Source organism: Corallococcus sp. bb12-1 (genome assembly GCF_026626765.1).
GTDB lineage: Bacteria > Myxococcota > Myxococcia > Myxococcales > Myxococcaceae > Corallococcus > Corallococcus terminator.
Map to the genome: position 1 here is coordinate 84065 of NZ_JAPNJZ010000005.1, position 25924 is coordinate 109988.

At 69.4% G+C, this 25924-nt stretch carries 25 protein-coding genes; 10 read left to right on the plus strand and 15 right to left on the minus strand.

All coding sequences use genetic code 11. The annotated features are described in order from the left end of the window. Window positions 1-13 precede the first annotated feature (13 nt). Window positions 14-3586 carry a DEAD/DEAH box helicase gene (locus OV208_RS09675; RefSeq protein WP_267573546.1) on the plus strand — a complete coding sequence of 1191 codons (3573 nt, stop codon included), beginning with the start codon at window positions 14-16 and terminating at the stop codon, window positions 3584-3586. Window positions 3587-3976: 390 nt separating this feature from the next. Here the strand turns inward: OV208_RS09675 and thiD are convergent, their stop codons facing one another. The 3 genes from thiD to OV208_RS09690 form a co-directional block, all read right to left on the minus strand. Beyond that, window positions 3977-4786 (minus strand): bifunctional hydroxymethylpyrimidine kinase/phosphomethylpyrimidine kinase, encoded by an 810-nt coding sequence (gene thiD, locus OV208_RS09680; protein ID WP_267573547.1) that lies wholly within the window; start codon window positions 4784-4786, stop codon window positions 3977-3979. 68 nt (window positions 4787-4854) lie between these two features. Then, a complete protein-coding gene (locus OV208_RS09685; RefSeq protein ID WP_267573548.1) occupies window positions 4855-5925 on the minus strand; it encodes a hypothetical protein in 1071 nt (356 codons plus the stop codon). Window positions 5926-6045: 120 nt separating this feature from the next. Next, entirely contained in the window at window positions 6046-6705 is a 660-nt protein-coding gene (locus OV208_RS09690; RefSeq protein WP_267573549.1) for an NADPH-dependent F420 reductase, read from the minus strand. 102 nt (window positions 6706-6807) lie between these two features. On the opposite strand from OV208_RS09690, the gene OV208_RS09695 reads away from it, so the two are divergent. Beyond that, on the plus strand, window positions 6808-7707 hold the full coding sequence (locus tag OV208_RS09695) for a LysR family transcriptional regulator (RefSeq protein ID WP_267573550.1): 900 nt from the start codon (window positions 6808-6810) through the stop codon (window positions 7705-7707). On the opposite strand, the gene OV208_RS09700 is transcribed toward OV208_RS09695, so the two are convergent. Beyond that, on the minus strand, window positions 7694-8431 hold the full coding sequence (locus tag OV208_RS09700; protein ID WP_267573551.1) for a TVP38/TMEM64 family protein: 738 nt from the start codon (window positions 8429-8431) through the stop codon (window positions 7694-7696). The genes OV208_RS09695 and OV208_RS09700 overlap by 14 nt on opposite strands. Window positions 8432-8768: 337 nt before the next feature. Between OV208_RS09700 and OV208_RS09705 the strand changes: the two genes are divergently transcribed. Genes OV208_RS09705 through OV208_RS09730 form a run of 6 tightly spaced genes read left to right on the plus strand, consistent with a single transcriptional unit; the run spans window position 8769 to window position 13894 of the window. Beyond that, window positions 8769-9230, plus strand: coding sequence for a general stress protein (locus OV208_RS09705; RefSeq protein WP_267573552.1), 462 nt, complete (start codon window positions 8769-8771; stop codon window positions 9228-9230). Window positions 9231-9269: 39 nt separating this feature from the next. After that, window positions 9270-9605, plus strand: coding sequence for a hypothetical protein (locus OV208_RS09710; RefSeq protein WP_267573553.1), 336 nt, complete (start codon window positions 9270-9272; stop codon window positions 9603-9605). 35 nt (window positions 9606-9640) lie between these two features. After that, entirely contained in the window at window positions 9641-10918 is a 1278-nt protein-coding gene (locus OV208_RS09715; protein ID WP_267573554.1) for a sodium:proton exchanger, read from the plus strand. Beyond that, complete coding sequence (locus tag OV208_RS09720) at window positions 10915-12213, plus strand: cation:proton antiporter (RefSeq protein ID WP_267573555.1); 1299 nt, start codon at window positions 10915-10917, stop codon at window positions 12211-12213. Before OV208_RS09715 ends, OV208_RS09720 begins: the two co-directional genes overlap by 4 nt. A 48-nt stretch (window positions 12214-12261) precedes the next feature. Next, window positions 12262-12882, plus strand: coding sequence for an L-threonylcarbamoyladenylate synthase (locus tag OV208_RS09725; RefSeq protein WP_267573556.1), 621 nt, complete (start codon window positions 12262-12264; stop codon window positions 12880-12882). A gap of 22 nt (window positions 12883-12904) precedes the next feature. Next, window positions 12905-13894: a hypothetical protein gene (locus OV208_RS09730; protein ID WP_420715000.1), complete on the plus strand. Its 990-nt coding sequence runs from the start codon at window positions 12905-12907 to the stop codon at window positions 13892-13894. A gap of 24 nt (window positions 13895-13918) precedes the next feature. On the opposite strand, the gene OV208_RS09735 is transcribed toward OV208_RS09730, so the two are convergent. Beyond that, window positions 13919-14221 carry a hypothetical protein gene (locus OV208_RS09735; protein ID WP_267573557.1) on the minus strand — a complete coding sequence of 101 codons (303 nt, stop codon included), beginning with the start codon at window positions 14219-14221 and terminating at the stop codon, window positions 13919-13921. Between the two features lie 275 nt (window positions 14222-14496). Between OV208_RS09735 and xerD the strand changes: the two genes are divergently transcribed. Beyond that, window positions 14497-15432, plus strand: coding sequence for a site-specific tyrosine recombinase XerD (gene xerD, locus OV208_RS09740; protein ID WP_267573558.1), 936 nt, complete (start codon window positions 14497-14499; stop codon window positions 15430-15432). A gap of 28 nt (window positions 15433-15460) precedes the next feature. Here xerD and OV208_RS09745 read toward each other — a convergent pair whose 3' ends face one another. The 8 genes from OV208_RS09745 to OV208_RS09780 all read right to left on the minus strand — a co-directional run bounded on the left by OV208_RS09745 (window position 15461) and on the right by OV208_RS09780 (window position 22282). Further along, on the minus strand, window positions 15461-16771 hold the full coding sequence (locus tag OV208_RS09745; protein WP_267573559.1) for a lipase family alpha/beta hydrolase: 1311 nt from the start codon (window positions 16769-16771) through the stop codon (window positions 15461-15463). Window positions 16772-16942: 171 nt separating this feature from the next. Further along, a complete protein-coding gene (locus OV208_RS09750; protein ID WP_267573560.1) occupies window positions 16943-18001 on the minus strand; it encodes a delta-60 repeat domain-containing protein in 1059 nt (352 codons plus the stop codon). A gap of 234 nt (window positions 18002-18235) precedes the next feature. Next, entirely contained in the window at window positions 18236-18892 is a 657-nt protein-coding gene (locus tag OV208_RS09755) for a DUF1963 domain-containing protein (protein ID WP_267573561.1), read from the minus strand. Between the two features lie 329 nt (window positions 18893-19221). Then, a complete protein-coding gene (locus OV208_RS09760; protein ID WP_267573562.1) occupies window positions 19222-19551 on the minus strand; it encodes a hypothetical protein in 330 nt (109 codons plus the stop codon). After that, a complete protein-coding gene (locus tag OV208_RS09765) occupies window positions 19548-19829 on the minus strand; it encodes a hypothetical protein (protein WP_267573563.1) in 282 nt (93 codons plus the stop codon). The genes OV208_RS09760 and OV208_RS09765 overlap by 4 nt, the downstream gene beginning before the upstream one ends. Before the next feature lie 34 nt (window positions 19830-19863). After that, window positions 19864-20742, minus strand: a complete 879-nt coding sequence (locus OV208_RS09770; protein ID WP_267573564.1) for a nuclear transport factor 2 family protein — start codon at window positions 20740-20742, stop codon at window positions 19864-19866. An 82-nt stretch (window positions 20743-20824) separates the two neighbouring features. Then, complete coding sequence (locus OV208_RS09775) at window positions 20825-21250, minus strand: Rrf2 family transcriptional regulator (protein WP_267573565.1); 426 nt, start codon at window positions 21248-21250, stop codon at window positions 20825-20827. 63 nt (window positions 21251-21313) lie between these two features. After that, on the minus strand, window positions 21314-22282 hold the full coding sequence (locus tag OV208_RS09780) for an RNA ligase family protein (protein ID WP_267573566.1): 969 nt from the start codon (window positions 22280-22282) through the stop codon (window positions 21314-21316). A gap of 126 nt (window positions 22283-22408) precedes the next feature. On the opposite strand from OV208_RS09780, the gene OV208_RS09785 reads away from it, so the two are divergent. Next, window positions 22409-23617, plus strand: coding sequence for a hypothetical protein (locus tag OV208_RS09785; protein ID WP_267573567.1), 1209 nt, complete (start codon window positions 22409-22411; stop codon window positions 23615-23617). Window positions 23618-23779: 162 nt separating this feature from the next. Here the strand turns inward: OV208_RS09785 and OV208_RS09790 are convergent, their stop codons facing one another. Continuing rightward, window positions 23780-24169, minus strand: coding sequence for a hypothetical protein (locus OV208_RS09790; RefSeq protein ID WP_267573568.1), 390 nt, complete (start codon window positions 24167-24169; stop codon window positions 23780-23782). 70 nt (window positions 24170-24239) lie between these two features. After that, the gene (locus OV208_RS09795) at window positions 24240-25826 is read right to left on the minus strand and encodes an IS1182 family transposase (RefSeq protein WP_420715001.1); all 1587 of its coding nucleotides are present in this window, start codon (window positions 25824-25826) and stop codon (window positions 24240-24242) included. Window positions 25827-25924: the final 98 nt, after the last annotated feature.

Here is a 25924-nt window from a genome sequence, read left to right on the forward strand (position 1 = left end):
TCGCGTCGTCACCATGGCCGAGCAGTCTCCCCCGTCCGTCCCCCGTCCCTCGCAGGACCCGAATGCGCCCCCGTTCCAGACGGAGGCGGACCTGCGCGCGTGGCTGCGGGCGGAAGGACTGGAGCACCTCTCCCGTCTGAGCCTCGCGCTGCTCACCCCGCGCGTGGAGGCCGCGTACCTGCCGCAGGTGCGCGCCGTCATCTCCCGCCGCCGGCTGGTGGAGCTGCTGGCCTCGGATTCGCTCGACCGGTGGACGGCGGAGATGCTGCCCACGCCGCGCATGCGGGACCTGCTACCCAGGCTCGCCTGGCGCTACGTGGAGGATGAGCGGGCGGGCTTGGCCGAAGCGCGCGCCTCGCTGCCTGAACGCCTGGCGCCTCCCGCGGAGCCCCGCACGCACCGGGTCCACGGGATGTTGATCGCGTGGCGGGCCCTGGTGCCGCCGAGCGTGGCGCCGCGTCCGTCGCGGGCCCTGACGCTGGACGCGCTGGTGGAGGAGCCGGAGCCGCCGGGCTTCCGCCTCAAGGAGACGCGCATCTCCGAGCTGCCGGTGGGCCCGGCCCCCAGCGTCTTCATCCTTCCGGACACGCGGTTGGTGTTCAGTCCCACGGCGCTCGCGGTGGACTGCTCGTGTGGCGCGACGTTCTGCGTGCACCAGCTGGCGGCGGTGGACACCACGCTCCTCTGGTTGCGACAGCGCTGGACGGAGGCCTTCGGCGAGACGCTGGAGGAGCTGGTGCGTCCCCCGTGGGCGCGGACGCTGCGCGCGCTGGAGCGGGCGGTGGAGGAGAGCCCGGGCGGTTCGGGCGGGGTGGAGATCTCCTGGCGCGTGGACGTCATCGACGGCTACGGCGTGGAGGTGGCGCCCTACGTGCACCGGCGCACGAAGAAGGGGCAGCGCACGCTGGGCGCGAAGCTGGGCCGGCGCAAGCTGTTGCAGGAGTACGGCTCGCAGCTCACCGCGTCGGATTCGCGCATCGCCGCGCTAATGGCGGACAACGAGGCTCCGGCGTCTCGCGCGCTGTTGTTCGAGCTCATCGACCATCCGCGCATCTACCTGGAGGGGCTGGATCCGGACCTGCTCGTGCGCATCGAGCGCCAGAAGGTGGGGCTCGTCGCCGAGGACCGGGGCGGCACCGTCGTGGTGAACGCGGGCGTGGACGGCACGGCACTGCCTGCGGCGATGCTGGAGCGCGTGCGCAAGTCGCGGCCGGAGGAGGCGGTGTTCCTCTGGGATGAGGGACAGCGCCTGCTCACCGTGCTGGACGTGAGCCCGGAGGTGCGCGCGCTCACCACGGTGTTGCTGCGCCACGGCAACGCGTTCCCCCCGGAGAGTCACGGCGCGCTGTTGGAGCAGCTTTCGAAGTTCTCCATGCGCCTGCCGGTGGCCATGCCCCGCAGCGTGATGGGCGAATCCGTGGCACCCGGGCAGCTTCCGGTGCTTCGTTTGGAAGGACAGTACGGCGGTGCGGTGCGTCTGGAATTGCGCCTGCGCGCGCTGCCGGACGGGCCCGCGTTCCTTCCCGGCGAGGGCCCCCGTGACGTGCACGTGCGGCGCGGCACCGCGTCCTTCCATGCGGTGCGCGACTTCGTGAAGGAGCTGGCGGCGGCCACGGCGCTCCAGGCCCGACTGCCATTGCACTCGGCGGAGCCGCAGGAGCAGCCGTTCTGCTTCCTCTTCCACAGCGCGCAGGGCGGGCTGGCGGTGCTGGCCGCGTGCGCGGACTTCGAACCCCGGCCGGAGCTGGAGTGGGTGGGCGCCTCCATGCGGCTCGTGGAGAAGCGGGGCGCGCAGGACCTGAAGGTCGTGCTCCAGCGCAAGCGCGACTGGTTCGGCGTGCTGGGCGGGCTGGCGGTGGAGGGCGAACGGGTGGAGCTGGCGCGGCTGCTGGACGCCGCCCGGCGCAAGGAGCGCTTCGTCCAGGTGGATGCGAACACCTGGGTGGAGATCGAAGCGGCGCTGCGCGAGCACCTGGAGAAGCTGTCGGATCACACCTATGCGTCCCGCCACGGGCTGGAGGTGGGCCCGTCCGCGGCGGAGGCATTGGCGGGCCTGGGCTCCGCGGGCGCGGAGATCGAAGCCGATGCGTCGTGGAAGACGCTGGTGGAGCGCATCTTCGCGGCCAGGGAGCTGAAGCCCAAGGTGCCGACGTCGCTCAAGACGGAGCTGCGCGACTACCAGCACGAAGGCTTCCGCTGGCTCACGCGGCTGGCGTCGTGGAACGCGGGCGGGGTGCTCGCGGACGACATGGGCCTGGGCAAGACGGTGCAGGCGCTGGCGGTGCTGCTGGAGCGCGCGAAGCAGGGGCCCGCGCTGGTGCTGGCGCCCACGTCGGTGGCCTTCAACTGGCGGGACGAGGCGAAGCGCTTCGCGCCGTCGCTCAAGGTGACGCTCTTCTCCGAGACGGAGGACCGGGGCGGCACGCTGGAGCGGATGGGCCCCCGCGACGTGCTGGTGCTCAGCTACGGCCTGCTCACGCGCGACGTGGAGCGGCTGGCCGCGCAGCGCTTCGCCACCATCGTCTTCGACGAGGCGCAGACGCTGAAGAACGCGGCCACGCATCGCTTCCGCGCGGCCCGGGCGCTCCAGGGTGACTTCAAGTTCGCGCTGTCCGGCACGCCCCTGGAGAACAACCTGGGTGAGCTCTGGGCGCTCTTCGCCGTCGTCTTCCCGGGCCTGCTGGGCAGCCTGGAGGCGTTCCGCGCCCGCTTCGCCGCGCCGATTGAGCGGCAGGTGGACCCCACGGCCGCGCCCGCGCTGGCCCGGGTGCTCCAGCCGTTCCTCCTGCGTCGCACCAAGGCGCAGGTGGAGGCCCAGCTTCCGCCGCGCACGGACGTGCACGTGCCCGTAGTCCTGTCCGCCCCGGAGTGGACGCTCTACGAGGACGCGCGGCTGGCGGCCCTGTCGGACCTGGAGACGCGCAAGCCGAAGCTCAAGGAGCAGGAGCGGCGCATCGAGGTGCTGGCGGCCCTGACACGGCTGCGGCTGCTCGCGTCGCACCCCCGGCTGTATGACGCGGCGTCCAAGCTGGAGTCCTCCAAGCTGGAGCGCTTCATGGAGCTCATCCAGGAGCTGCGCGAGGAGGGGCACCGTGCACTCGTGTTCAGCCAGTTCACGTCCCACCTGGCGCTGGTGCGCGAGGTGCTGGATGCGCAGGGCATCGCCTACGAGTACCTGGACGGGCAGACGCCCGCCGGTTCCCGGGCCGACCGCGTGCGCGCCTTCCAGGAGGGCGACGCACCCCTGTTCCTGATCTCCCTCAAGGCGGGAGGCTTCGGTCTCAACCTGACGGCCGCCACCAGCGTCATCCACCTGGACCCCTGGTGGAATCCGGCCGTGGAGGACCAGGCGTCCGACCGCGCCCACCGCATCGGGCAGCAACGGCCCGTCACGGTGTACCGGCTGGTGGCTCGCGGGACGATTGAAGAGCAGATGCTGGCGCTCCATGAGCACAAGCGCGCGCTCGTGGCCGGCGTGTTGGAGGGCAAGGATGCCGCAGGGCGCCTGTCGACCCAGCAGCTGCTGGGACTGCTCGCGCAGCGGCTGCCGGCCATCGACGTGGAGTCCGACGCTTCGAAGCACTGAGCCGGTTTCCGGAAGACGCTTCCCTGGGTTTTTCCCGGGGCTTTCGCGCACCTGAACCGACACTGAACAAATATCGAGGTAGTTTCGGCCTTCCTTCGGACTGAACGGTCGAGCAGTCCTGGAGTTCTGATCGCGCCTGCCTACATGAAACAGTGATCAGGTGGGGAAGGGTGCCGCTTTCCAGCGAGCATCAAGATGTAGGGAAAACCATGTAAACACGCGCACGGCATTGGCAGTACCTACATGCTCGGATTACCAGTGAGTCGGCACCAACACCAAGACATGTCAAATTCAAACACATATCAGCAATGGTCGATTTTTGCGTGCCGCCTGCCTGTGTTTATTGCAATTGATTGCATTTAAATGCGTGAAACAAAATGTATCAATGTTTCATTGCGTATTCAGCGGGAAGAAGTGTCCGATGGGGCCGTTCCCATGGCCCACGGCGAGCGGGTAGCGCAGCGCGGCCGTGACGTACTCCTTGGCGAGCCGCACGGCCTCCAGCGGCGCACTGCCCAGCGCGAGCCGCGCGGCGATCGCCGCGGACAACGTGCACCCGGTGCCGTGCGTGTTCGGCGTCTCCACGGGCTCGACGGCGAGCGTCTCCAGGTGCGCTCCGTCGAACCACACGTCGGTGCCTCGCAGCGCGCCCTGCATGCCGCCGCCCTTCACCAGCACGGCCCGGGGGCCCAGGGCGTGGATGCGCCGGGCCGCTTCGCGCATGTCCTCCAGCGTTTCGATGTCCATCCCCGCGAGCAGCCGCGCCTCATGGCGGTTGGGCGTGAGGATCGCGGACAGGGGCAGCATCCGCGAGCGCAGCGCCGCGACGGCCGCGTCGTCGATGAGCTGCGAGCCCGCGCGCGACACCATCACCGGGTCCACCACGACGGGCCCCACCGGAAGGCTGCCCAGTTGATCCGCCACGGCGTCGATGATGCCCCGCTGGGCCAGCATGCCCACCTTGACCGCGTCCACGCGCATGTCCGACGCCACTGCGGACACCTGCGCGGTGACGGACTCGGGGGGCAGCAGGTCCACGCGGGTCACCCCGCGCGTGTTCTGCGCGGTGATGGCGGTGAGCGCGCTGGTGCCGTGGACCCGGTGGAAGGAGAAGGTGCGCAGGTCCGCCTGGATCCCCGCGCCACCGCCGCTGTCCGAGCCGGCGATGGTGAGGGCGATGGGGACAGGGAAGGGCGTCATGGCGCGGCATCCTACCGGGGCCCGCCAGCTTCGCGTCCCGGAAGAAGCGCACGCCGCGCCTCAGTGCTTCAGAACTGACCCTGGCGCGCCTGCTCGAAGCCCACGCGGTGCTTGAGGTACAGCGTGTCCAGCATGTGGTTGCTGATGGGGTTCGCGTTGCCGTCGGTGAAGCGGTGCACCACCGCGCCCTTGCCCGCGTCCTTGAGGAACGCCAGCGGATCCACGGAGCCGCCCAGGCCGGTGAGCGTGGGCACGGGGTCCGCGTTGTTGACGTAGTGCACGTACTTGGGGCCGTCCGGATACGTCGTGGACGCGGCGCCGAAGGTCTCCACGCTCAGGTGGCCCATCTTCGCCTCGACCTGCGCGGGGGACAGCCCGTCTTCAATGCGCAGCCGCTTCGCCACGTCGTTGAGCGCGCGCGCGGTGATGAGCCCGCCCTGGCTGTAGCCCACCAGGTGCACGTCGCGGCCGGCCTTCAGCTCCGAGTAGAGCGTGTCCGCCAGCGTGTCCACGGCGGGGTTCTTGCCCTTGTCCAGCTTGTCCGTCACGCACTGGCCCAGGTCCTTCACCAGGCCTTCGGTCGCATTGTGGATGCCCACGACCTTCGCGCCGGACGAGTCCGCCAGCGCCTGCATCTCGTTCACCTGACCCGGCGTCGTCGTCATGATGCCGTTGACGTAGAGGATCGTCTTGTCCGGGTTCGGGTTGTTCTTCGGCGTCACGCCGGGCACGTCACCCAGGTTCGTGCTGGCGGGCAGCGTCTTGCCACCCGCGCCCACGAACATGCCGTCCTGCGCGCGGTCCGGCTTGGGGCCACCGAAGAGGCTGGTGACTTCCCGAACCGTGGTGGCCTCGAAGACGCCCAGGCCCATCTCGACGAAGCGGGGGATGTCCTTGATGCCACCCACCACCGCGTCGATGACCCCACCCAGCAGGCCCTGGGGGCCCGCGGGCGCGGCGCCCGACAGCTTCGCGGCGGACTGCGGGGCCACGGTGTTCTGCCGGGACGGGGACGATTCAAACGAGGACTTCTGGAAGGCGGGCTGGTGGGGCGCGGGCTTCGTCGCCGTCAGCGGCTCCGCGGGCTTCCGGGTGGCGGGGGGCACGGCGAGAGGACGGGTGCGGTCGATCGTGCTCATGAAAACCTCCAGCCACCGGGGGGGACGTGGGCTCAGGTAGGTTATCCGCGCCTGCCTCAGGAAGTTGCGTGGCGTTGGCCCGGCCCCCTGGATTCCATGTCAGGCCAATAATGCGCTGTGTCAGGAATGGGTGCGCCGGGTGACGTGGATGTTGAAGTCGCCGGTGCCCAGGGTGCCCCACAACCGGAGCCAGAGCGGCAGGAGGGCCTCGGTGCCCCGGGCGGTGGTGATGTCTCCCAGGTCGATGACGTGCTTCCAGCCGAAGCCCTCCGTGAGGAGCTGCTTCACGCGGGCCTTGGCGTCCGCGTCGTTGCCGGACATGAAGACGTCGTGGTCTCCGGGCACGCGCGAGGGCTCCACCATCACGTGGCAGTTCATGGTGTTGAGCGCCTTGACCACCTTGAGGGAGGGGAAGGCGCGCTGAAGCTGTTCGCCCAGCGAATCGGTGGGGGCGGTGGACAGCACGGGCGGCATGCCCTTCGTGAAGTCGAGCGGATTGGAGACGTCCACCAGCACCTTGCCGCGCAGGGCCTCCTCGCCCGCGGCCTTCAGCACGTCCAGCGAGGCATTGCCCAGCGTGCAGTTGAAGAGCAGCTCCGAGAACGCGGCCGCATCCGCGAACGTCCCCTGCGACGCCTTGCCCCCGGCCTTCGCCACCCACGCGGCGGCCTTCGGGTTGTCCGCGGTGCGCGAGCCCATCCGCACCTCGTGGCCCAGTGCCACCAGCTTGCTGCCCAGCGCTTCACCCACCATGCCCGTGCCCAGGATCGCGATCCGCATGTCGACTTCCTCCGTGTGGCCAGAACGTTAATCGTCAACCCGGACGCGGGGTAAGCACATGGAGGTTGAATCATCATCAACTCCAGGTTGACGATGCCGCCCATGGACCTGTTCACCGGGGTGTTGCCGTTCCTCCACGTCGCGGAGGAGCGGAGCTTCCGCAAGGCGGCGGAGCGGCTGGGCGTCACCGTGGCGGCGGTGAGCAAGGCGGTGCGGCGGCTGGAGGCGGAGCTGGGCGCGCGGCTGTTGGAGCGCACCTCCCGGCACGTGGCCCTCACGTCCGAGGGCGCGGTGTTCCTGGAGCGCGCGAAGGAAGCCGTGGCCCAGTTGCGCGCGGCGCGGGAGACGGTGGCCCAGGCCCACCTGGCGCCCCAGGGGCCGCTGACGGTGTCGCTGCCGTTCATCCTGGGGCCGGTGCTGCTGCCGCGACTGGCGAGGCTCCAGGCCCGTCATCCCCAGCTCACGTTGCACGTGCGCATGAGCGACCGGCTGAGCCGACTGGTGGAGGAACAGGTCGACGTGGCCATCCGACTGGGGGACCTGGAGGACTCCAGCCTCGTGGCGCGGCGGTTGTCGAGCACGCGCTGGATGACGCTCGCGTCACCGACCTATCTGGCGCGGCACGGCACCCCTGAGCGCCCTGCGGACCTGGAGCGCCATGCGTGTCTGAAGTTCGTGGATCCGCGAGGGCTCACGCGCGAGTGGCGCTTCCTGGAGGCGCCGGGCGGCGCGGAGGTCACCCTGCGCACGAAGGCCGCCATCGACGTGGATCACGGCCCCGCGCTGCTGGAGCTGGCCGCCGCCGGGGCCGGGCTCTGCCAGGTGTTGGACTTCATGAGCGATGCGCGGATGCGGGAGGGCACCCTGGTGGAGGTGCTCGCGGATCACGCGGCCCAAGGCCCGCCGGTCCACGCGCTGTGCCTGCCGGGACGTCAGTCCGTGCCCCGCGTCCGCGCGCTGCTCCAATTGCTCACGGAGGAGCTGCGGCTCACGGCGTGGTGAGCGGGACCTTGGAGGCGGCAAGCCTCGGGGCGGCCGCCGCGTCGCCGACCTCCGCCTCTGGAATGGGAGCCTCCACGGCGGCTTCGTTGACCTCCTTGTAGAACCGGCGGCCGAAGACGACGCCCAGCACCAGCGACACGACCATGCCGACCGCGGCCACGGCGGTCATCACCGTACGCCCCTGCGCCAGGCCACTGCCGAACTGCGCGGTGAGGAAGGTGCCGGGGATGGTGCCCAGCACCACGCCCGCCACGGAGGGCCAGAAGCGCGCGCCGCTCGCCGCGCCCGCCGCCAGCATGATGTCCGTGGGGCACAGCGGGTTGATGCACGCGAGGAACGTGAACTGGAAGTCGTGGCGCTTCGCCGCCCGGGCGATCGCCGGGTACTTGCTGCCGGCCAGACGCTGCATCGGCCGGGTCCCCAGTTTCCGGGCGAGGAAGTAGAGCAGGGTGGCGGACAGGAAGCTGCCCGTTAGTGAATAGAGGGTCGCTGCGAGCGTTCCGAACATCATCCCACCCACCGCGGTGAGGACCTGTCCGGGCAGCAGCGTCAGGGGCCGGATCGCCAGGAAGCCCACGTACGCCACGGGCGCATAGTCGCCCAGGGGCAACAGCAGCTCGCGGATGGTGCGCTGATCGATGAAGTCCGGCCCCAGGAGCCGGAGCATCACCAGACCGCCGATGGACACGACCATGGGTGCGAGGATCCGCAGCCACGTCGACACCGCACTCCTGCCACTCGCCACCGCGACCTCCACCAAGAGCGCCGGACCGATGTGTCAGGCGTTGCGCACAAGGTGGGAACCGAGCAGGGAATCGGCAACGTGATCCGAATTGTTGTGAACATTGAGAGCGTCCTGCCGGGCAATCACCCGTCCAGTCCGGATGCTCAGCGTCCTCGACAAGCGCGCGGAATCCTTGGGGATTATGCATGCAATGTCAGGACAGAACGGCTGGCGGTGTACGGAGCTTGCTTGCATCGGGGCGCTTCCGTCCCAAGGTTTCAGGCAAGGGACACCGAGGCGCGGACGGGGTTGGTAGTCACCGAGAGGAGATACGGACATGTCGGACAAGGACAACAAGGGCAGCATGACGGTGGCCGAGGCGGGGCGTAAGGGCGGCGAGACTGTCCGCAACGAGCGCGGTCGCGAGTTCTACGAGACCATCGGCCGCAAGGGCGGCGCCACGGTGAAGGCCGAGCGCGGTCGCTCCTTCTACGAGGAGATCGGTCGCAAGGGCGGAGAGACCGTCAAGGCCGAGCGCGGTGCCAAGTTCTACGAGGAGATCGGCAAGAAGGGTGGCGACCGCGTCAAGGCCACCCGGGGACCGAACTTCTACGAGGAGATTGGCCGCAAGGGCGGTCAGAAGGTGAAGAAGCTGATCGAGGAGGGCAAGCGCGCGGCGCTGGCGGCCAAGATGGCGCAGGAGGCCGCCGCCGCGGGCGGAGCCGCACCCCAGCAGGAGGGTGCCGCCCCCGTCGTCGCCACCCCGCCGCCGGAGCCGACCACGCCCGGCAACGAGTAACGGGGGACAGGACGCGCGCTCTTCCGGTATGAGGGTCGCGTGTACCTGGTCATCACGTTCCTCGAGCAGGTGGAGACGACCGAGCGGGCGATCGGTCGGCTCCGGGAGTTTGGCATCCCGGAGCCGCTGGTCATCCGGGCGCGCAGCGCGGCTGCCGCCCTGTCCGCGGAGGTGCCGGTGTTCGCCGGCCTGCGCAGCCTCGCGCTGGGCGCGGACGAGGACCGCATCGTGCTGGTGAGCGTGCTGCCCCCCATCCCCGCGGAGGAGATGGAGCGGCTGATCCAGCGCGTGCAGTTGGAAATGGACGCGGACGATCCGCCCATGGGTCGCCTGGTGGCCTTGCCCGTGCTGGCGGCCCCCACCCACCGGCGTTGATGACGCGCGGGGGCGCGTGGGTGTAAGCACCCCTGGTGCAAGCGCTGCTCGTCTTCCTCATCGTCGCGGCGTTGTCGCTGCTCGCGTCGAGCCGTTCGCTGTTGGATCCAGCCCGCTTCCCGGCGCTGGCGCAGCTTGCGGCGAGCGGCCTCTTGTTCCTCATCTTCGGAGCCCTGCTGGGGCCGTCCGTGCTGGGCGTGCTCACGCCGGGCAACCTGGACTCGCTCCGGCCCCTGGTGGCGCTGGGGTTGGGGACGGCCGGCGTGCTCCTGGGACTCAACCTGGAGCCCCGGCTCTTGCGCCTGTTGCCCCGGCCCGTCTACGCGGCGGCGCTGGCGCACGCGGGCACGGCGTTCCTGTTCGTGGCGCTGCCGCTGTCGGTGCCGCTGCTGCTGTCCATGGGCCTGCGCCCCCTGGTGGCGGTGGGCGCGGCGGCGCTGCTGGGCGCGGCGGCGAGCCTGTCCTCGGGACACTTCGCGGTCCTGGGCTACCGCAACGGACGGCTGGAGCGTTCGCGCGGGCTGGGCGTCGCGCTGCTCACGATGATGGACGACGCGGTGGGGCTGGGCGTGCTCGCGTTGGGGCTCGTGCTGGGCGCCACCGGCAACGCGGCCGAAGGGCTGGGCCTGCTGGGGCTGGCGCTGCTGCTGGGCGTGGCGTGCGGCGCGCTCCTGGCGTTCCTCACCCATTCGCTGAAGGATCCGGCGGAGCAGACCACGGTGACGCTGGGCATGGTGGCGCTGGTGGGCGGCGCGGCGGCGTACCTGCGGCTGTCGGCGCTCCTGGCCGGCGTGGCGTGCGGCGCGACGCTGGCGCTGATGGGTGGACGCACGGCGGAGCGGGTGGCGCGGGCGCTGTCGCGGGTGGAGCGGCCCACGTACCTGGTGCTGGTGTTCATCGTGGGCTGTCACCTGCACGCGCGCGACCTGGCGGCCTGGGCGCTCCTGCCCGCGTTCGTGGGCCTGCGCTTCGTGGGCAAGGTGCTGGGAGGACGCTTCGCGCAGCGGCTCACGCAGGGCGTGCTCGATCTGCCTCCGCAGTTCGGCTACGCGCTCATCGCCCAGGGCGGCCTGGCGCTGTGCATCGTCGCGGAGTACGTGCTGCTGGTTCCGGGCTCGCTGTCGCAGCGGGTGCTGGACGTGGTGGCGGTGGGCGCGGTCATCAACGAGATGCTCGCGCACGGGGCCTTCCGGCACGTGCTGGCCGCGGAGGATCCGCCGCGCGAGGCCGGGCCTCCGTCCGCGACTCCAGGGGATGCACCGCCCGGGGATCCGCCCGTGGCGCCGGGAGCTGGCGCGGGGGTGGTGGCGTGAAGGGGTCCGTCTTCCGGCTGCTGCTGCTGATGGCGCTGCTCGCGGCCATCACCCAGGCGCAGGTGATGCGCGCGGACGCGGGCACGCCGGTGTTGCTGGCGGCGGGCGCGCTGCTGCTCTGTGGCCTGTTCGCGGGCAAGGTGGCCAAGGGCCTGGGCCTGCCCCGGCTCACCGGCTACCTGCTGGTGGGCGTGGCGGTGGGGCCCTACGCGCTGGGCTTCATCCCGGGCGCGGGCGTGAAGGGGCTGGAGTTGGTGAAGGGGCTGGCGGTGAGCCTCATCGCGCTGGTGGCGGGCACGGAGCTGCACCTGGGCCTCCTGCGGCGCGTGGGCGCGCGCGTGGCCGTGCTCTGCGCGGCGGTGTGCGGGGTCACGTTCCTCGTGTGCTTCGGGGCGACGTTCGCGCTCAAGCCCTTCCTGCCGTTCCTCGCGCCCATGACGCTGCCGCAGGCGCTGGCGGTGAGCGCGCTCTTGTCCACGGTGGTCGTGTCGTTCTCTCCCACGGTCACCATCGCCATCGTGCAGGAGACGGCCGCCAAGGGCTCGTTCACGGAGTTCCTGATGGCGCTGGTCATCATCGGGGACCTGTTCGTGATGGTGGCCTTCGGCCTGGCGGCGGGCATCACCCGGGCCACGTTCGGCGACGGGCTGGACGTGGCGGCGCTGGTGGGCGGAGTGGGGTGGGAGCTGTTCGGCTCGGTGGCGGTGGGCTGTCTGCTGGCGGTGGCCATGCTGCTGTACATGCGAGGCGTCAACCGCGAGCTGCCCCTGTTCCTCGTCGGCCTGTCGTTCGCGGCGGCGGAGGGCGGGGCGCGGCTGCACCTGTCGCCGCTCTTGGTGTCGCTGGCGGCGGGCGCGCTTATCGCGAACCTGGACGAGCGCGAGGGGCGGCGCATCCACCATGCCATCCAGCAGGCGGGCCTGCCGGTGTTCGCGCTCTTCTTCGCCGCGGCGGGGGCGGGCTTGAAGTTGGACGCGCTGGTGACGGTGGGGCCGGCGGCGCTGCTGCTCGTGGCCCTCAGGGGCCTGGCCATCTGGGCCGCGTGCAGGAAGTTCGCTCCCGCAGGGGATCCGCGCCTCAAGCGCTACCTGTGGATGGGGCTCATCTCCCAGGCGGGGGTGACGTTCGGGCTGGCGGCCCTGGTGTCGCGCACCTTCCCCACGTTCGGGCCGCAGGTGGAGGTGCTCATCATCGCGATGATCACCGCGCACGAGCTGGTGGGCCCGGTGCTCACCCGGCGCGCGCTGCTGGGCAGTGGCGAAATCCGTGCGGAAGAAGCGGGCGGCGGCGCATAGTTGGGGTTCGCCGCCGTCAGCCTGTCCCTGCCAGGAGTCGCGCCCGTCATGCCCCCCGCCGTCGCTCCCATCCTCGAGGTGGACGTGGACCACCCCTCGCCGCGCCACATCGCTCGCGCGGTGGAGGTGCTGGAGAAGGGCGGCCTCATCGCCTATCCCACGGATACCTATTACGGCCTCGGTTGTGACTTGAATGCGAAGAAGGCCATCGAACGGCTGTACCAGCTCAAGGGCCGCGACAAGAAGAAGCCCCTGTCGCTCTTGTGCCCGGACCTGTCCGACGTCGCCCGCTACGCGCACGTGAGCAACTTCGCCTACCGCGCGATGAAGGGCCTCACCCCGGGCGCCTTCACCTTCATCCTGGAGGCCACACGCCTGGTGCCGGAGGTGATGATGACGAAGCAGAAGCAGGTAGGACTGCGCGTGCCGGACGCCGCGCTGCCTCGCGAGCTGGCGAAGGCGCTTGGCCGCCCGCTCATCACCACGTCGGCAACACATACCGATGGTACGGTTTTGTCAGACGCCCGGGACATCAAGGCCGCACTGGGACACGGATTGGAGCTCATCCTTGACGGCGGCGTGACATTGAACGAGCCGTCCACGGTGGTTTCACTCATAGGCGATACGCTTGAAATTCTCAGGCAAGGCAAGGGTAGGCTGGAAGCCTGAAACCGAACCAGAGGGGGGAGCCTTGGCCGAGGGGGACCGTCCAGAAGCGCCAGTGATTGTCGACGTACCGGAGCGGGTGCCTGGGGCGCTCGCGCTGCTAGGGCTGTTGATGCTGCGGCCCATTGATCTGCATTACCGCCTGCGCGAGGCGGGCATCCGTTCGCCGGCGGGGCGCATTGGTCAGTTGTGGCGCGAGCAGGCGGAAGGAGGCCGCGCGGCCGGGGCCTTCGTCGGGCGGATGCTGCTCCTGCTGGTGGTGCTGTCGCCGGGCCTCACGGTGCTGGCCGGGCTGGGCCTGCATGTGATGGGCGTGCCGATGCGGGGCGTGTGGTTCATCTCCGCGGCGCTGTGTTCCGCGGTGGGGCTGGTGGTAGCGCTGGTGTCGGGGCTCGCGTCGGGCGTGCTGTTGGGGTCGCTGGCGAGCATGTCGATGCTGGCGGGGCTGCATGCCACGGCGGGCGGAGCTTTTGGACCGGAGTCCGGGGGCCTGGCGGCGATGGCGGTGGGCGTGTGCCTGGGCATCGTGTCCGGCCTGTCGGCGGGGAGCATCGGGGGGCTGGCGAATGGGCGCGGGCCCTCCGTGCGCAACGTGCAGGTGGCGGCGATCGCGACGAGCGTCGTGCCCATGTTCGTGTGGAGCGGCGCGGCGTCGGTGTCCTTCGCGGGCGCGGTGGCGGCGAGCGCGCTGGTGGCCTTCCTGGCGTGTGCCTTCCGGTTGCCGTTCTACGCGCTGGAGGTGCTGGCGCAGGCGGTGGCCTACGCGGTGGAGCGCTTCACGGGCCGGCCCACGCTGCGGTGGGTGCCGGTGCGGCACCACAACCTGAGCTACCTGCCGCACCCGTTCCTGGGCCGGCACCTGGCGTTGGCGGTGCGCTCCAGGCCCGCGGAGGTGCTGGCGGTGGCGGATGCGTGCCTGCGCTCGCCGGGCAACATCCTGGTGGGCTGGCCGTGGGTGGTGGAGGCGCTGGAGCGCGCGCATGCGCAGGAGGCCGCCGTCGAACCCCAGGCGTGAGGCCCTGGGGCCGACGGTGTCGTGCTACGGGGTCGCGGACTGGAGCTTCTCGACCTGGCTGACGACCTTCGCGCCCACGGCATTCGGGGCGTAGGTGACGCGCACGGTGTCGCCGGGCTTGATGGCGTCCAGGGTCGCCTTGAGCTCCTGCTTCGGGTTTTCGATGACGTAGGTCAACGGCGGGGCGGAGTTGGTGGCGCCCGACAGTTGGATTGACGTCTCCGACTTGCTCTTCACGGTGCCCTCCTTCGTCTTCGCGGACGTCGTCTGGGGAGCAGGCTGGGCCAGCGCTGACGTGCCCATGCTTCCCAGCGTCAGTACCGCCATCCACAGCCATCCTTGTGCGCGCATCATTCCTGCTCCTTGTCTTGGGTGGACGGAGGCAGGTCTTGTCATTGGCCCGCTCCGGTTGCAGCCAACGTTGCCCTGAAGCTCTGACAATTCCATCGTCGTCCGGTCGTGCGGTCCCCTCACGCAGGGACGAGGACCGCTCCGGACTGTATGAGACGATGCGCGGATTCCAGACGCCCCAGGGGTGAAGGTCGTGACGGTGGGAGGGCCGGGGAGTTGCTCGCGGGTGTTCCTTCGCTACCCTGTGGGGCATGGAAGGACTGCTCGACGCGTTCATCGCCTTCATCCGCGCGGAGCGGGGGTTGTCCGGCAAGACAGTGGACGCCTACGCCGCGGACCTCACCGTGTACTTCGCGGACCTGCGCGCGCGGGGCAAGGCGGACGCGGTCCGTGTCACCCAGGAGGACGTGCTCGCGCACCTGACGACGCTGGGCAAGCAGGGCCTGAGCCGCCGCAGCCAGGCGCGGCACCTGGCCGCCATCCGCGTCTTCCACCGCTTCCTCGTCGCGGAGCGGCTGGCGGACAAGGACCCCACCGAGGACGTGGACACGCCGAAGTCGCCTCGCAAGCTGCCCATCTTCCTCACGCTGGAGGAGGTGGAGCAGCTGCTGGCCGCGCCCGACGAGCGCACCGTCACCGGCATGCGCGACAAGGCGATGCTGGAGGTGCTCTACGCCACGGGCCTGCGCGTGACGGAGCTGTGCACGCTGGAGCTCAACAACGTGCAGCTCACCGCGGGCTACCTCATCGCGAGGGGCAAGGGCTCCAAGGAGCGCATCGTCCCGCTGGGTCGCGTGGCGATTGAGAAGGTCCAGACGTTCCTGTCGCTGTCGCGGCCGGAGCTGCTGGGCAAGCGCGACGCGAAGGCGCTGTTCGTCACCCCGCGCGGCGGAGGCTTCACGCGGCAGGGCTTCTGGAAGCTGCTCAAGCGCTACGCGCTGAAGGCCGGCATCCTGAAGCCGCTGTCACCGCACAAGCTGCGGCACTCGTTCGCCACGCACCTGGTGGAGAGGGGCGCGGACCTGCGGGCGGTGCAGCAGATGCTGGGCCACGCGGACCTGGCGACGACGCAGATCTACACGCACGTCAACGGCGCCCGCCTGCGCAAGGTCTACGACGAATTCCACCCGCGCAGCGACGCCTTCAAGCCGAAGCCCGCCGCGCGCAAGCGCCCGCCCACGGCGTGACGGATGCAGCGCGAGGGCGCGGTGGGATTCAAGGCCCGCGCCCCTTCAGCCTCGGAGGCACCGGCGGATCAGCAGGTCCCTGGTCGCGTGCCGTCGGAGCGACGAGCTCCTCCGTCACCTCCCGGACTTCGCGCTGGCTCAGCGCGGGGCCTCGGCGCCCGCCATAGGGCTCCACACGCAGCGCCACTTCGGGGACCTCGGTGACCGGGGCGCGCAGTGCGCTCGGTGCCGGGTGGGTGGGGAGCACGTCCGTCTGCCCACGTTCGAGGAGATCACAGACGGCGCGCGCCACTCGCGAGTTGTTCGGCAGCGCCCCGTGGCTCTCGGCGATGTAGTAGTGCGCCTTCACCCCGCTCATCTGGGCGAACTCCAGTGGCACCGTGCCATCCCCCTGACGGGAGGTCTGGTAGACGAACCGTCCCTGCGCGTCGTGGCGCAGGCCCACGGTCGTTTCCTGGTCCTCGCCGCAGATGATGAAGAAGTCCTCGCGCGCGCCCGCGAGCCCCTCACGCATCGGCGCCACCCCCTTGAGAAGGGCGTCTTGGGGGTGGAGGTCGTCGGGAGGCCATTGGGAGAGATCGTAGAGGTCCACCTCCGCCCAACGCTCCGGGGCAGGGAGCATCTGGGTCAGCCCCGGGAAGGTGGTGAAGAGGTCACGCGAGAGCTGTTCGGGGGTGTGCCGCAGGTCGAGCGCGCCAAGCTTGCGGACCACCGGATGGGTGGCACGCAGGGCCATCACCGAATCAAAGGATCCGAAGTTCGGGGTGCCGAGCATGACGAGCCGCGCATACGGCGCGCCCTGGCCAATGGCCGCGCGTGCGACGAGCCCGCCCATGCTGTGCGCCACCAGGTGCACCTTCTCTCCCGCGCGCTGTTGGAGCACGGCGGTCAGTTCAGCACCCAGTTCGGTGATGCTCCTGCGCCAGTCGAAGGCGTGAAAGCGCGCATCAAAGCCTGCCTGACAGAGCCGGAACTTGAGCGCGAGGTAGGCGAACAGCATCACCCCGAGCGCGGAGAGGCCATTGCCCGGAGTGGGAAGCTCCAACTGGGTCAGCCTGCCGGCGCCGATATCCACGGGGTCGAACCAGAAGACGTCATCGAAGGGGCCAAGCTTCCGCTCGCGGCCAATCTTCGAGCCCAGGAGGCCCGGAAGGATGAGGACCGGTGGGCCTCCGCGCAGCGTGCGGGAGGCGGTCACCTCGCGGGCGAGTCGGGTCAATTCGGCGTACTGCTCCGGTCCGAAGTAGTCCTCGAGCAGTTCCTGGTGGGCGCCGGTGACGAGCGCTTCTTCCACCTCCTCGTCGCGCAGCTCGAATCCGGACTGGCGGGTTGTGGCCATGTCTTCCTCCCCTGGCACCGCGCCAGCGCGATGACAGGGGAGGCTAGGGATTCCGGGCGGTGGGTGCAGGCCGCGCGCCGGGAATGTGCGGCAGTCACACCGGAAGCTGTCCCCAGGGGCGATCCGCTGTGTCAGCTTCGCGTCAGCCGCCGAGGACTCCGTGGCGCACCGCTACAGCCCGGTGCTCTTCAGGAGCAGGCGCGCGGGGCCGGGGAAGAACCCAGGCGTGTAGATGTTCGCGTCGGTGACGAACGCCGTGTTGCCACTGACGACCAGCTTGGGCCCGGTGGTGGGGCGGATGAAGAGGGGCAGGGTGAGCTGCGTCTCCGGCCAGCGCACCACGCCGCCCGTCCCGAACGCCGTGTCCAGATCTCCATTGGCCAGGAAGCGGAACAGCGCGGGTTTCGCGCGCACGTTGGCGTAGACGAGGATCTTCCCGTCGGCCTGGAGGGCCAGGCCACTGACGTCCACCACGTCGAGCACGTCCTCGGGGGCGGTGTATTCGCGCACGCCCTCAGGGCCGAAGGTGACGTCGGGCTTGCCCTCGGCCGTGTAGGCCACGAGCTTCATCACGCCGTAGCCGGTGCCGCCAATCTTCACGTCCTGCCGCTCGCCCGCGAGCAGGAAGCCGCCGCCCGGACGGGCCACCATCGCGTGGGCCCGGCCGCCCACGCTCTTCGCGAGCCCCGACGTGCCGAACGTCAGGTCCTGGTTGCCGGCGGGACGGATGCGCACCGTCGCGAAGTCGTCACCGCCGCCGATGACGATGCTCGTGCCCTGGATCACGATGCCCTGCGCGGACTCACCGTTCGTGTACGCGCCGCCGATCCAGCTTCCCGCGGGGCTGCCCGCGGACGTGAAGGAGGTGTCGAGCGAACCGTCCGCCTTGTAGCGGATCAGCGCGAAGTCCTCGTCCAGGCCGTCCGACTTCGTCAGGAAGCCGCCCACGTAGAAGCGCCCGTCCGCGAGCGGCAACAGGCTGTGCACCGCGCCCCGGAAGTCGACGCTGCCCTCTCCTCCGAAGTGCAGCCGGGAGCGGCCCGTCTTGTTGAAGCTGGTGTCCAACTGCCCGTTGGCGGTGAGCTTCACCACGGCGAAGTCGCGCGAGTCGGACTTCGCGCCGCCCTGGGCGAAGCCCGCGACCAGCAGGCTGCCATCCGGGAACACCGCCACGGTGTCCGCGCGGTCGTCCTGTTCGCGCTGCCCGGGTGCCAGCGTCCGTGCCGGCATCCGCCTGGGTGCCAGCGTCTGGCTTCGTGCCCGGATCCGGGTCGCCGTCGTCGCCGCCACAACCTCCGCTGCCCGCGACCAGGGCGCCCGCCGCCAACGCCAACACGAGACTCCAACCACTTCGCACGTCGCGCTTCATTCGAGATGTCCCTTCCGGGGTGACAGGGACTCATCTGGGCACCCCCCGCACCTGGGGGGCAAGTGGGCCCTGGGGCTGGGATGCAGGGCCTGCACTCAGGCGTTCGCGCTCGTCACCACGGCGCGCTCCAGCCGTCCCGCCGCCAGGTCTTCCGGGTGGATCAGGACGTAGACCCAGTTTGTTCCCCAATGGAAGCCCGCGGGGTTGTCGTAGTTGATGCGCCAGAGCTGCATGTAGGGGGTGTGCCCGGAAGGTGGAAGGGGGTCCTCCTGCTCATCCAGCACCGCGCTTCGGTGTCCGCCCAGCCGGTGCACCCCCGCTCCCAGCTCATCCATGAGGAAGCCATCAGGATCCCAGTCGCTCCAGTGCTCCTGGAGCTCCGCGTCCTCCGCCAGGAGCGGTGCATCCCAGGCCCTTCCCCCTGGCAGTGACCAGCCTGACTCGAACGACATCCGCGCTTCCCAGGGCCCCACACTCCGGGGAAGGGGGAAGGAACGGGCGCGGGCCTCGGAGGGAGCCGGATACCACCGGACGCGAAACGCCTGGGAGAAAGGCCCTCTGTTTTTCAGGTCGAGCGCGAAGAGGCCGTGGCGCGGCAGCTCCGGAGGCAGGTCCTGGATTCGCGCGAAGTGAAGCTGCCCGAGGAAGCGGAAGCCTTCCCACCGAAGGTCCGCCTCTTCCGCGTACGGAGCTCCGCCAAACTTGCTGTCGAGAATCCCGAGCACCGGCTGCGCGGCACGTTGCCCCAACATCCGTCGCAACCAGGAAGTCCGCAGGGGCTGTTTTGAAACCCGCTCCGTTCGGACGTACGTGCACCTGCGCGGGGCGTCGTCGAGGAACCGCTCGACGCGGTCCAACAAACCCCGCGAGCGAGCGCGGAGCAACCGTCGCAGGTCTTCCGGAAGTTCAGGGCGCATGTCGTTCCACGGGCCTGGCCGGTGGGCGCTCCGCGGGTCGGAGGCACGCAGCCGTCAATGGCGAGAAATCTGCCCCAGCTGGCTCCGAGGCCGCAAGGCGAAGGAGATGACGGTGGATGCCGCATCGGGTGATGCGAACACCTTGGGCTCACGTACTCACCCGGTCAGGACTGCTTCGCTTCAGCGCCCTGGAGCTTTGGCTGCTCCAGGAGCCCCAGCGCCTGCTCCGCCCCCATCGCCAGTGCGACGGCGCGCTCGCCCAGCGCCTCGGGAAGTTCGGGCTCCGAGGGATTGATGCGGATCAGTCGCGCACCGGGATGCTGTTGCACCAGGTGCTCCATCCGCCAGCGCACCACGGAAGGCGTGTTGAAGCCGGCTCCGATTTCGATCACGAGGATCCGCGACTTGGCTCCTTCATGCAGCCACTGGCGAAAACGCTGTGCCTGTTCGACGTACGGCGCTTCCACGAAGCCCGCGTCGAGGCGCACGTTCATGAAGACAGCCCCTCCACAGCGGGGACAGCGTGGGATGGCCTCCGCACCGTGAGGAGCGCTCGCAGCCAGGCCCGAGCGTCCATCGCATGCGATGCGCGCGCCCCCAATTCCTCGCGCAGCCGAGCCTCGGTGCCGTCGAGCCGGAGCTGTTCGCCCAGGTCCCGCAGCAGGGTCGGGTGTTCCTCCGGCGGGGCAGGGGAGGGAGGCGTGAAGGGCGTGTCGAGCGACACGAGCGCGCGATAGGCCTCGAGGGCCAGTGCTGGGACGGGAGAAGACACGATCACCTGGATGGAAAGGGGGAGGGCCCGACGGTCAGAACTTGCCGTTCGCGTTCTTCCACTGGTCGCGAGCGGGCACGGGTTCGATGACGTCCCAGTGTTCAGCGATCTTGCCGTTCTCGACGCGGAACAGGTCGTAGAACGTCGTGGGCTTGCCCCCGAAGCCGCCCTCGCTCAGCACCAGCACGAAGTTGCCTTCGCCCAGTACCTTGTGGACGCGGTCGTACTTCATGGTGACGCCCGCCTGGGCCATGGCCTGGAGCGCCTGTCCCAGTCCGGAGAGTCCGTCCGCGATCGCGGGGTTGTGCTGCACGTAGCGGTCCCCGTCGAAGTAACCCGCGAGCTTCTCCATCCGACCGTGGACCAGGATGTCGTCCACGAAGCCCGCCACGAGCTGCTTGTTGGCCTCGGTCTTGTCCAGATCGGTGGCCTCGGTGGGGCCGTCCAACATCGTGTGGCCACTCGGGTTCGGCTGGGCCGGCTTCTCCTGGAGGTTGTCCCAGTGTTCGACGATCTTCCCGTCCTCGAAGCGGAAGAGGTCGAAGCCAATTTTGGGACCGAAGAAGTCGTAGTCGGTGTGGGCGAAGACGATGTCGCCGTCCTGGAACACCCGCACGGTGTTCACCCTGGCGGAGCCCTTGGGCAGCGCCTGCAGGAGCGCGCCGAAGCCGGCGAGTCCGTCCGCGGCACCCAGGTTGTGCTGGCGGTACTTGTCCGGATGGATGACGGCGACGGGCGCCGCCTCCCCGGTCTCGATGGCCTTGAGGAGCGCGACGACCTGCTGCTTCTGTTGCCCTGAGGCGCTCGTCGCGGCAGGTCCGTCATCACGGGTCGGAGCGGTGGCGCAGGCGCTGATCGAGAGCGCCGCCAGCGTCAGGGTGGAGGTGAACGACTTCTTGAGGAGGGAGGACATGCGCTTCTCCAGGGGACCGCGAGGTTGAATTGAAACCAATGCTGTTACGAATAGGGGCAAAAAAAGCGCCCGCGCCCCGGTGCTAGGGGGCGAGTGCCTGGACTTCCTTGACGAGGTCCGCGACGGTCGTGCGTTCGAGGTCCTTCTCCAGCGCCAGTTGCGCCTCCTCGAAGTGGCCGCCGAGCGCGGACTGGATGGTGCTCCCCACGGGACAACGGGGATTCGGCGTGTTGCTGTGGAGCGGGAAGAGGGTGCTTCCTTCCACGGCGCGGTAGATGTCGCGCAGGGTGATGCCCTTGGGGGCGCGTGCGAGCAGCCAGCCCCCGCCCACGCCCACCTGCGCGGTGACCAGCCTGGCATCCCGCAGCAGTGACAGCAGCCGCCGGATGACGACCGGGTTGGTGTTCACGCTCCCCGCGATGTGCTCCGACGTCATCTGCTCTCCGCCTCCGTGGGCGAGCAGGGTGAGGATGTGGATGGCGACAGTGAAGCGGCTGCTGGTGTTCATCGACGGCCTCGAACTGTAACCAAGGTAGTTTCCAATCGGGCGGCGGTCAAGGCCCCCCTTCGACTAGGTCTGAGCGAGTGCCTCGCTGACGAGTGGCCGGGCCTGCTCACGGATATGCGCGGACAGACTCTCCTCTCCGGCAGGGTCCAAGGCCTGACACGCTGAAGGGAAGGTCAGTTCGAGGTCGACCCGGACATCCAGCTCCACCTCGCCCACCAGCAGGTCCGCGTCGCTCCTTCCGCACTTCGAGAGCGCGCTGGCGATCCGCGCCGGGTTCACCAGTCGCGAGGCCCAGTCCTTCAGCTCCGACAGGGACAACCGCTGCTGGGGATCCCACGGGGCGCTCTCATCGAAGCGGGCCTCGTTGAACTCCTCGATCTTCCGCTTCACGGCGGCGCGTTGGCTGGGCGACGACCGCTGTTCGCTCTTGATGACCAGGCCCTCGGCCCAGTTGTCAGGGATGGGCGGAAGGCCCAGCAGTGCTGGGAGACGGGACAGGGAGCGCGTGGGCACGGCCTCCATCTCCGAACGCGTTCCCCGGCGGACGACAGGTGGCGTCACCACTCCTGCCTTGCGGGCCACCTCTTCCACGTCCCGGTGGGGCAGGAACTCCCCCTCATCCTCGTCGGAGCGGGCGACCAGGATGTCGAAGAGGATCCACTGGAGATCGGGCGCATACCAGATGCCTGTCTGCACGGGGGCCATGCCGGGCACGGCAGGCACTTCCGGGTGGGGATAGCGACCGCCCACCAGTTCTCCGTAGAGGTAGAGCCGCTCGCCCTGAGCACAGACCGTCTGCGCAAGCGCCCGCGCCGCGCTGCTCAAGGGGAGGCGTAGCAACTGCCATCCGAAGAAGGGCTCTTCTTCGGTGAGCCAGGCCTTGCGCTTGCCGAAGTGGACCTGCTCATCCTGGACCCCCAGAACGAGCTGGGCCCCATGGAGCTTCTCCAGGGCCACCCAGCTTCCCGAAGCCCCTGTCTGGCCCCGGTTGTGACCCACCGCGGCCATCTTCAAATAGGGACGAAAGAGCATGGGCTCCACTACCGCCCATCAGGTCTCCCGGATTCAAGCCCGGTGGGAGGGGCGGGAGTCGTATCGTGCCCGGCTGCATCCAGCGCGGGCATCCCTGCCTGCGTCCAGGAACCGAGGTCCCCCGCCATGAAGTGGACTGTCCTGCTCTGTCCCGCCGTCCTTGTCCTGAGCGCCTGCTCGGAAACGCCCGACCCCGTGCCTGTCGAGCGGCGTCCGCTCAAGGCGGTCCTGTTCCCCTACATCCCGGATTCGGCGGGGGACCAGTTCGCGAGCCTCAAGCAGCGGCTCGAGTCCGACTTCGAGCGGGCCCACGAGGACATCGACCTGGAGGTGGTGTTCGACGCGAACCTGGATGTCTATGACCTGGACGAGGGGGGCACGTTGAACCAGCTCCTGGGCACGGGGACGGGGGCCGCGCAGTTGGTGGAGGTGGACACGCTGGTGTTGGGCTCGCTCGTGTCGAAGGGGTGGATCCAGTCCGTCACACAGGAGGCGGGCGTCGTGCATTCCGCGGCCGAGGAGGCCGTCCGCGTGTCCGGTGAGAGCTACGGCGCGCCCACGTACCTGTGCACCAACGTCGTGTACTCGCGGAGCACGAACATCCGGTCCGCCACCGACAGCGCCTCGCTGGTGCGAATCCTCCGGGAGGTCTCCGCCGGCAAGCGCCCGCTGGCGACGAACTTCGACGGAAGCTGGACGCTGCCGTCCTCGTACATCGACGCCTGGGCGGACACGCATCCCGGGGATGCGCTCGCCAGCGCCATCTCCCTGCCACTGGACGCGAAGACGGTGGGGGCCTTCGAGGAGGTCGTCGACAGCTGCGCGAGCGAGACGGGCGCCAATCCGTGCCTGGATGGCACCTACGCGGACAACACGGTAGCGGAAGAGGCCTTCGCCCAGGAGCAGGCCAACGGCTTCATGGGCTACACCGAGCGCCTGTTCTACATCCTCCAGGCCCAGCCCAACATGCCGCTGCCGGAGGTCATCTCGGTGCCGCTCGGCACGGGCTCGGCCCCGGCGGTGTTCGTGGACGCGCTGGTGCTGAATGCGAACTGCACCGGGACGTGCGCGGAGGACGCGCGGGCCGTCACCCGGTTCATGCAGGCCCCGGAGACGCGCAGCCTCATCGCCTTCAGCAAGGATGGCCCCGAGGGCACCCGGCCCCGCTACCTGCTCCAGGCCAACCGCGCCTTCTACCAGCAGGAGCCCGCGCGCTCCGACCCGATGTACCAGAAGTACGAGCCCATCCTGGGGGGCGCAAGGTCCTATCCCAACCAGCGCTTCCCCGAGAACCGCAAGGCGCTCCAGGCCGCGCTGCTCGAAGACCTGCAGTAACAAGGCGGGGCGGGTTCAGCTCATCAGGTCGAGGGCGTCAGCGGCTCCCATCGCCAGCGCGATGGCGCGCCTGCCCAACGCGTAGGGAGGCTCGGGCTCCGAGAGGTTGATGCCGAGGACCGGGTGTTCCTCCGTTGGAGCAGGGGAGGGCCGGCGCGACGGTCAGAACTTGCCGTTCGCGTTCCTCCACTGGTCGCGAGCGGGCACGGGTTCGATGACGTCCCTGCGTTCAGCGATCCTGCCGTTCTGGACGCGGAATAGGTCGTAGAACGTCGTGGGCTTGCCGGCGAAGCCGCCCTCGCTCAGCACATTGTGGACGCGGTCGTACTTCATGGTGACGCCCGCATGGGCCATGGCCTGGAGTGCCTGTCCCAGCCCGGAGAGGCCGTCCGCGATCGCCGGGTTGTGCTGCACGTAGCGGTCCCCGTAGAAGTAGCCCGCGAGCTTCTTCATTCGGCCGTGGACCAGGATGTCGTCCACGAAGCCAGCCACGAGCTGCTTGTTGGCCTCGGTCTTGTCCAGGTCGGTGGCCTCGGTGGGGCCGTCCAGCATCGTGTGGCCACTCGGGTTCGGCTGGGTCGGCTTCTCCTGGAGGTTGTCCTAGAGCACCGAACAGGTTAGGTCACGCCGCGAGCTGGTAGCGCGCGGCGACCTCGAGGTTTTGGACGACCGCGAGTCGCCTGAGGTCAAAGAGGTTGCGGCGCGTGCCTCGATAACGGGCCTTCGGGCCCTGGCGGTTGGCGAGATGTGCCAGGCAATGCTCGACGCCGACACGTTCGCGGAGTTGTGCGCGGCCCGCGCGCGACTGGAGACGTGAGCGAAGACGCTTCTGGAGCCGCTCGTCGTCACCCATCGTGACGTTGCGCCCCCTTCCGGACGCGGCCTGGGTACAACTCGAGCGCAGCTTGCACGGCCCGCTGGCTTCCGGGTCGTAGTGCACGACGGCGCCGGGCTCGAAGGGCTCCACCTCGCCAGCAGGGCACGTGAGGGTGCCGTCGCGGATGTTCACTTTGAAGTCGCGCCTGCCGAAGAGTCCGGGCCTCGCGCTGGCTCCTCGCCACGGCCGGCAGACGACGTCGCCGCCGCTCTCCAGCACGTCTTCGGCCATGGTGCTGTTGAGGTACGCCCTGTCGATGAGGAGGACATCGGGGAAGAGCTCCTGGTGGGCCATGTCTTCCTGCAGTGCAAGGGTCGCCTCCTCTTCGGGGCGGTTGGCTGGCGTCACGGCGCAGGCGACCACGAGGTCGGTGTCGAGGTCGGTGCCGACGTGCTGCTTGTAGCCATTGAATCGCTTGCTCTTGCTCTTGCGCCCGTGGCGCATGTCGGCGTCCTCGATGGAGATGCGCCTGTCGGCCGCCACGCCCTGTCGAATCTGAACGCCGCCCTCGGGGCGCGGCTCAAGGTCCTGCGCCTTCACCTGCGCGAGCGCTTCGATGTAGCGAGTCAGCGGAGCCGCGACGCACGACTTCGACTGCTTCGCCACCCAGGCCATGAGACGGTCGAGCTGCCGGCCCAGGCGATTGAGTGCGTCGAGCTTCGCGTCGGGCGCGCTCCAGTCGATATCGAGGCCGGCCTTGATGCTGCTCGCCAGCAGCAACGGCGCATCGGCCTGCTGACACACCTCCTCGACGTCGGTTCCGAGCGCGAGCGCCATGCCCTCGGCCACCTTGCGGCCTGCGTGGCCGAGAAGGTTGAGGGTGTCCTCAACCCGCCCGGCCCCTTCTAAAGGGCGGCTATCCACCCCCACTCGCAGCGTCTTCGGCGTCTTCTTCGGGTCGAACCCCTTCGTCCGCTTCGCTACCTCGACGGTGCGCTCCAGCAGCCGGCGGTCCATCTCTGTCGCGATGAGTCGCTCCCTGAATTGCTGCAGCCCGCCCTGGGAGAAGGCTGGCTCGTCCTCGTCCGCACCGAGTCGGTCCAACACCATTCGCCACCGGCTGTCGGTGCCCGAGAGGCACACGGCTTCGGCGTCCGAGGTCTGCGTGTAGGCCTGCACCAGCAGCGCCATGCACATCATCGCGGGCGACTGCGGCGTTTGCCCCTGGCCCGTCTGTCGGTACATCGCTTCGAGCTCGTCCTGAAAGGCCTCGTCGAACAACTCGTGCCGATGCTCGCGCAGGAAGACGAAGAGCTTCCTGCTCTTCCCCGCGAGCTTCAGCAGGCGCTGCTCCCGGGCGCTCTGCTCCACAGTCGGCTTCCAGCGTTCCATGAGCCACCTCCGTGAGGTGGCGACCTGATCACGCGGCGCCAGCCCACGTCGATCGCTCGCGCAAGTACTCGACTTTCCTCGGGCGGAAACCTGATCGG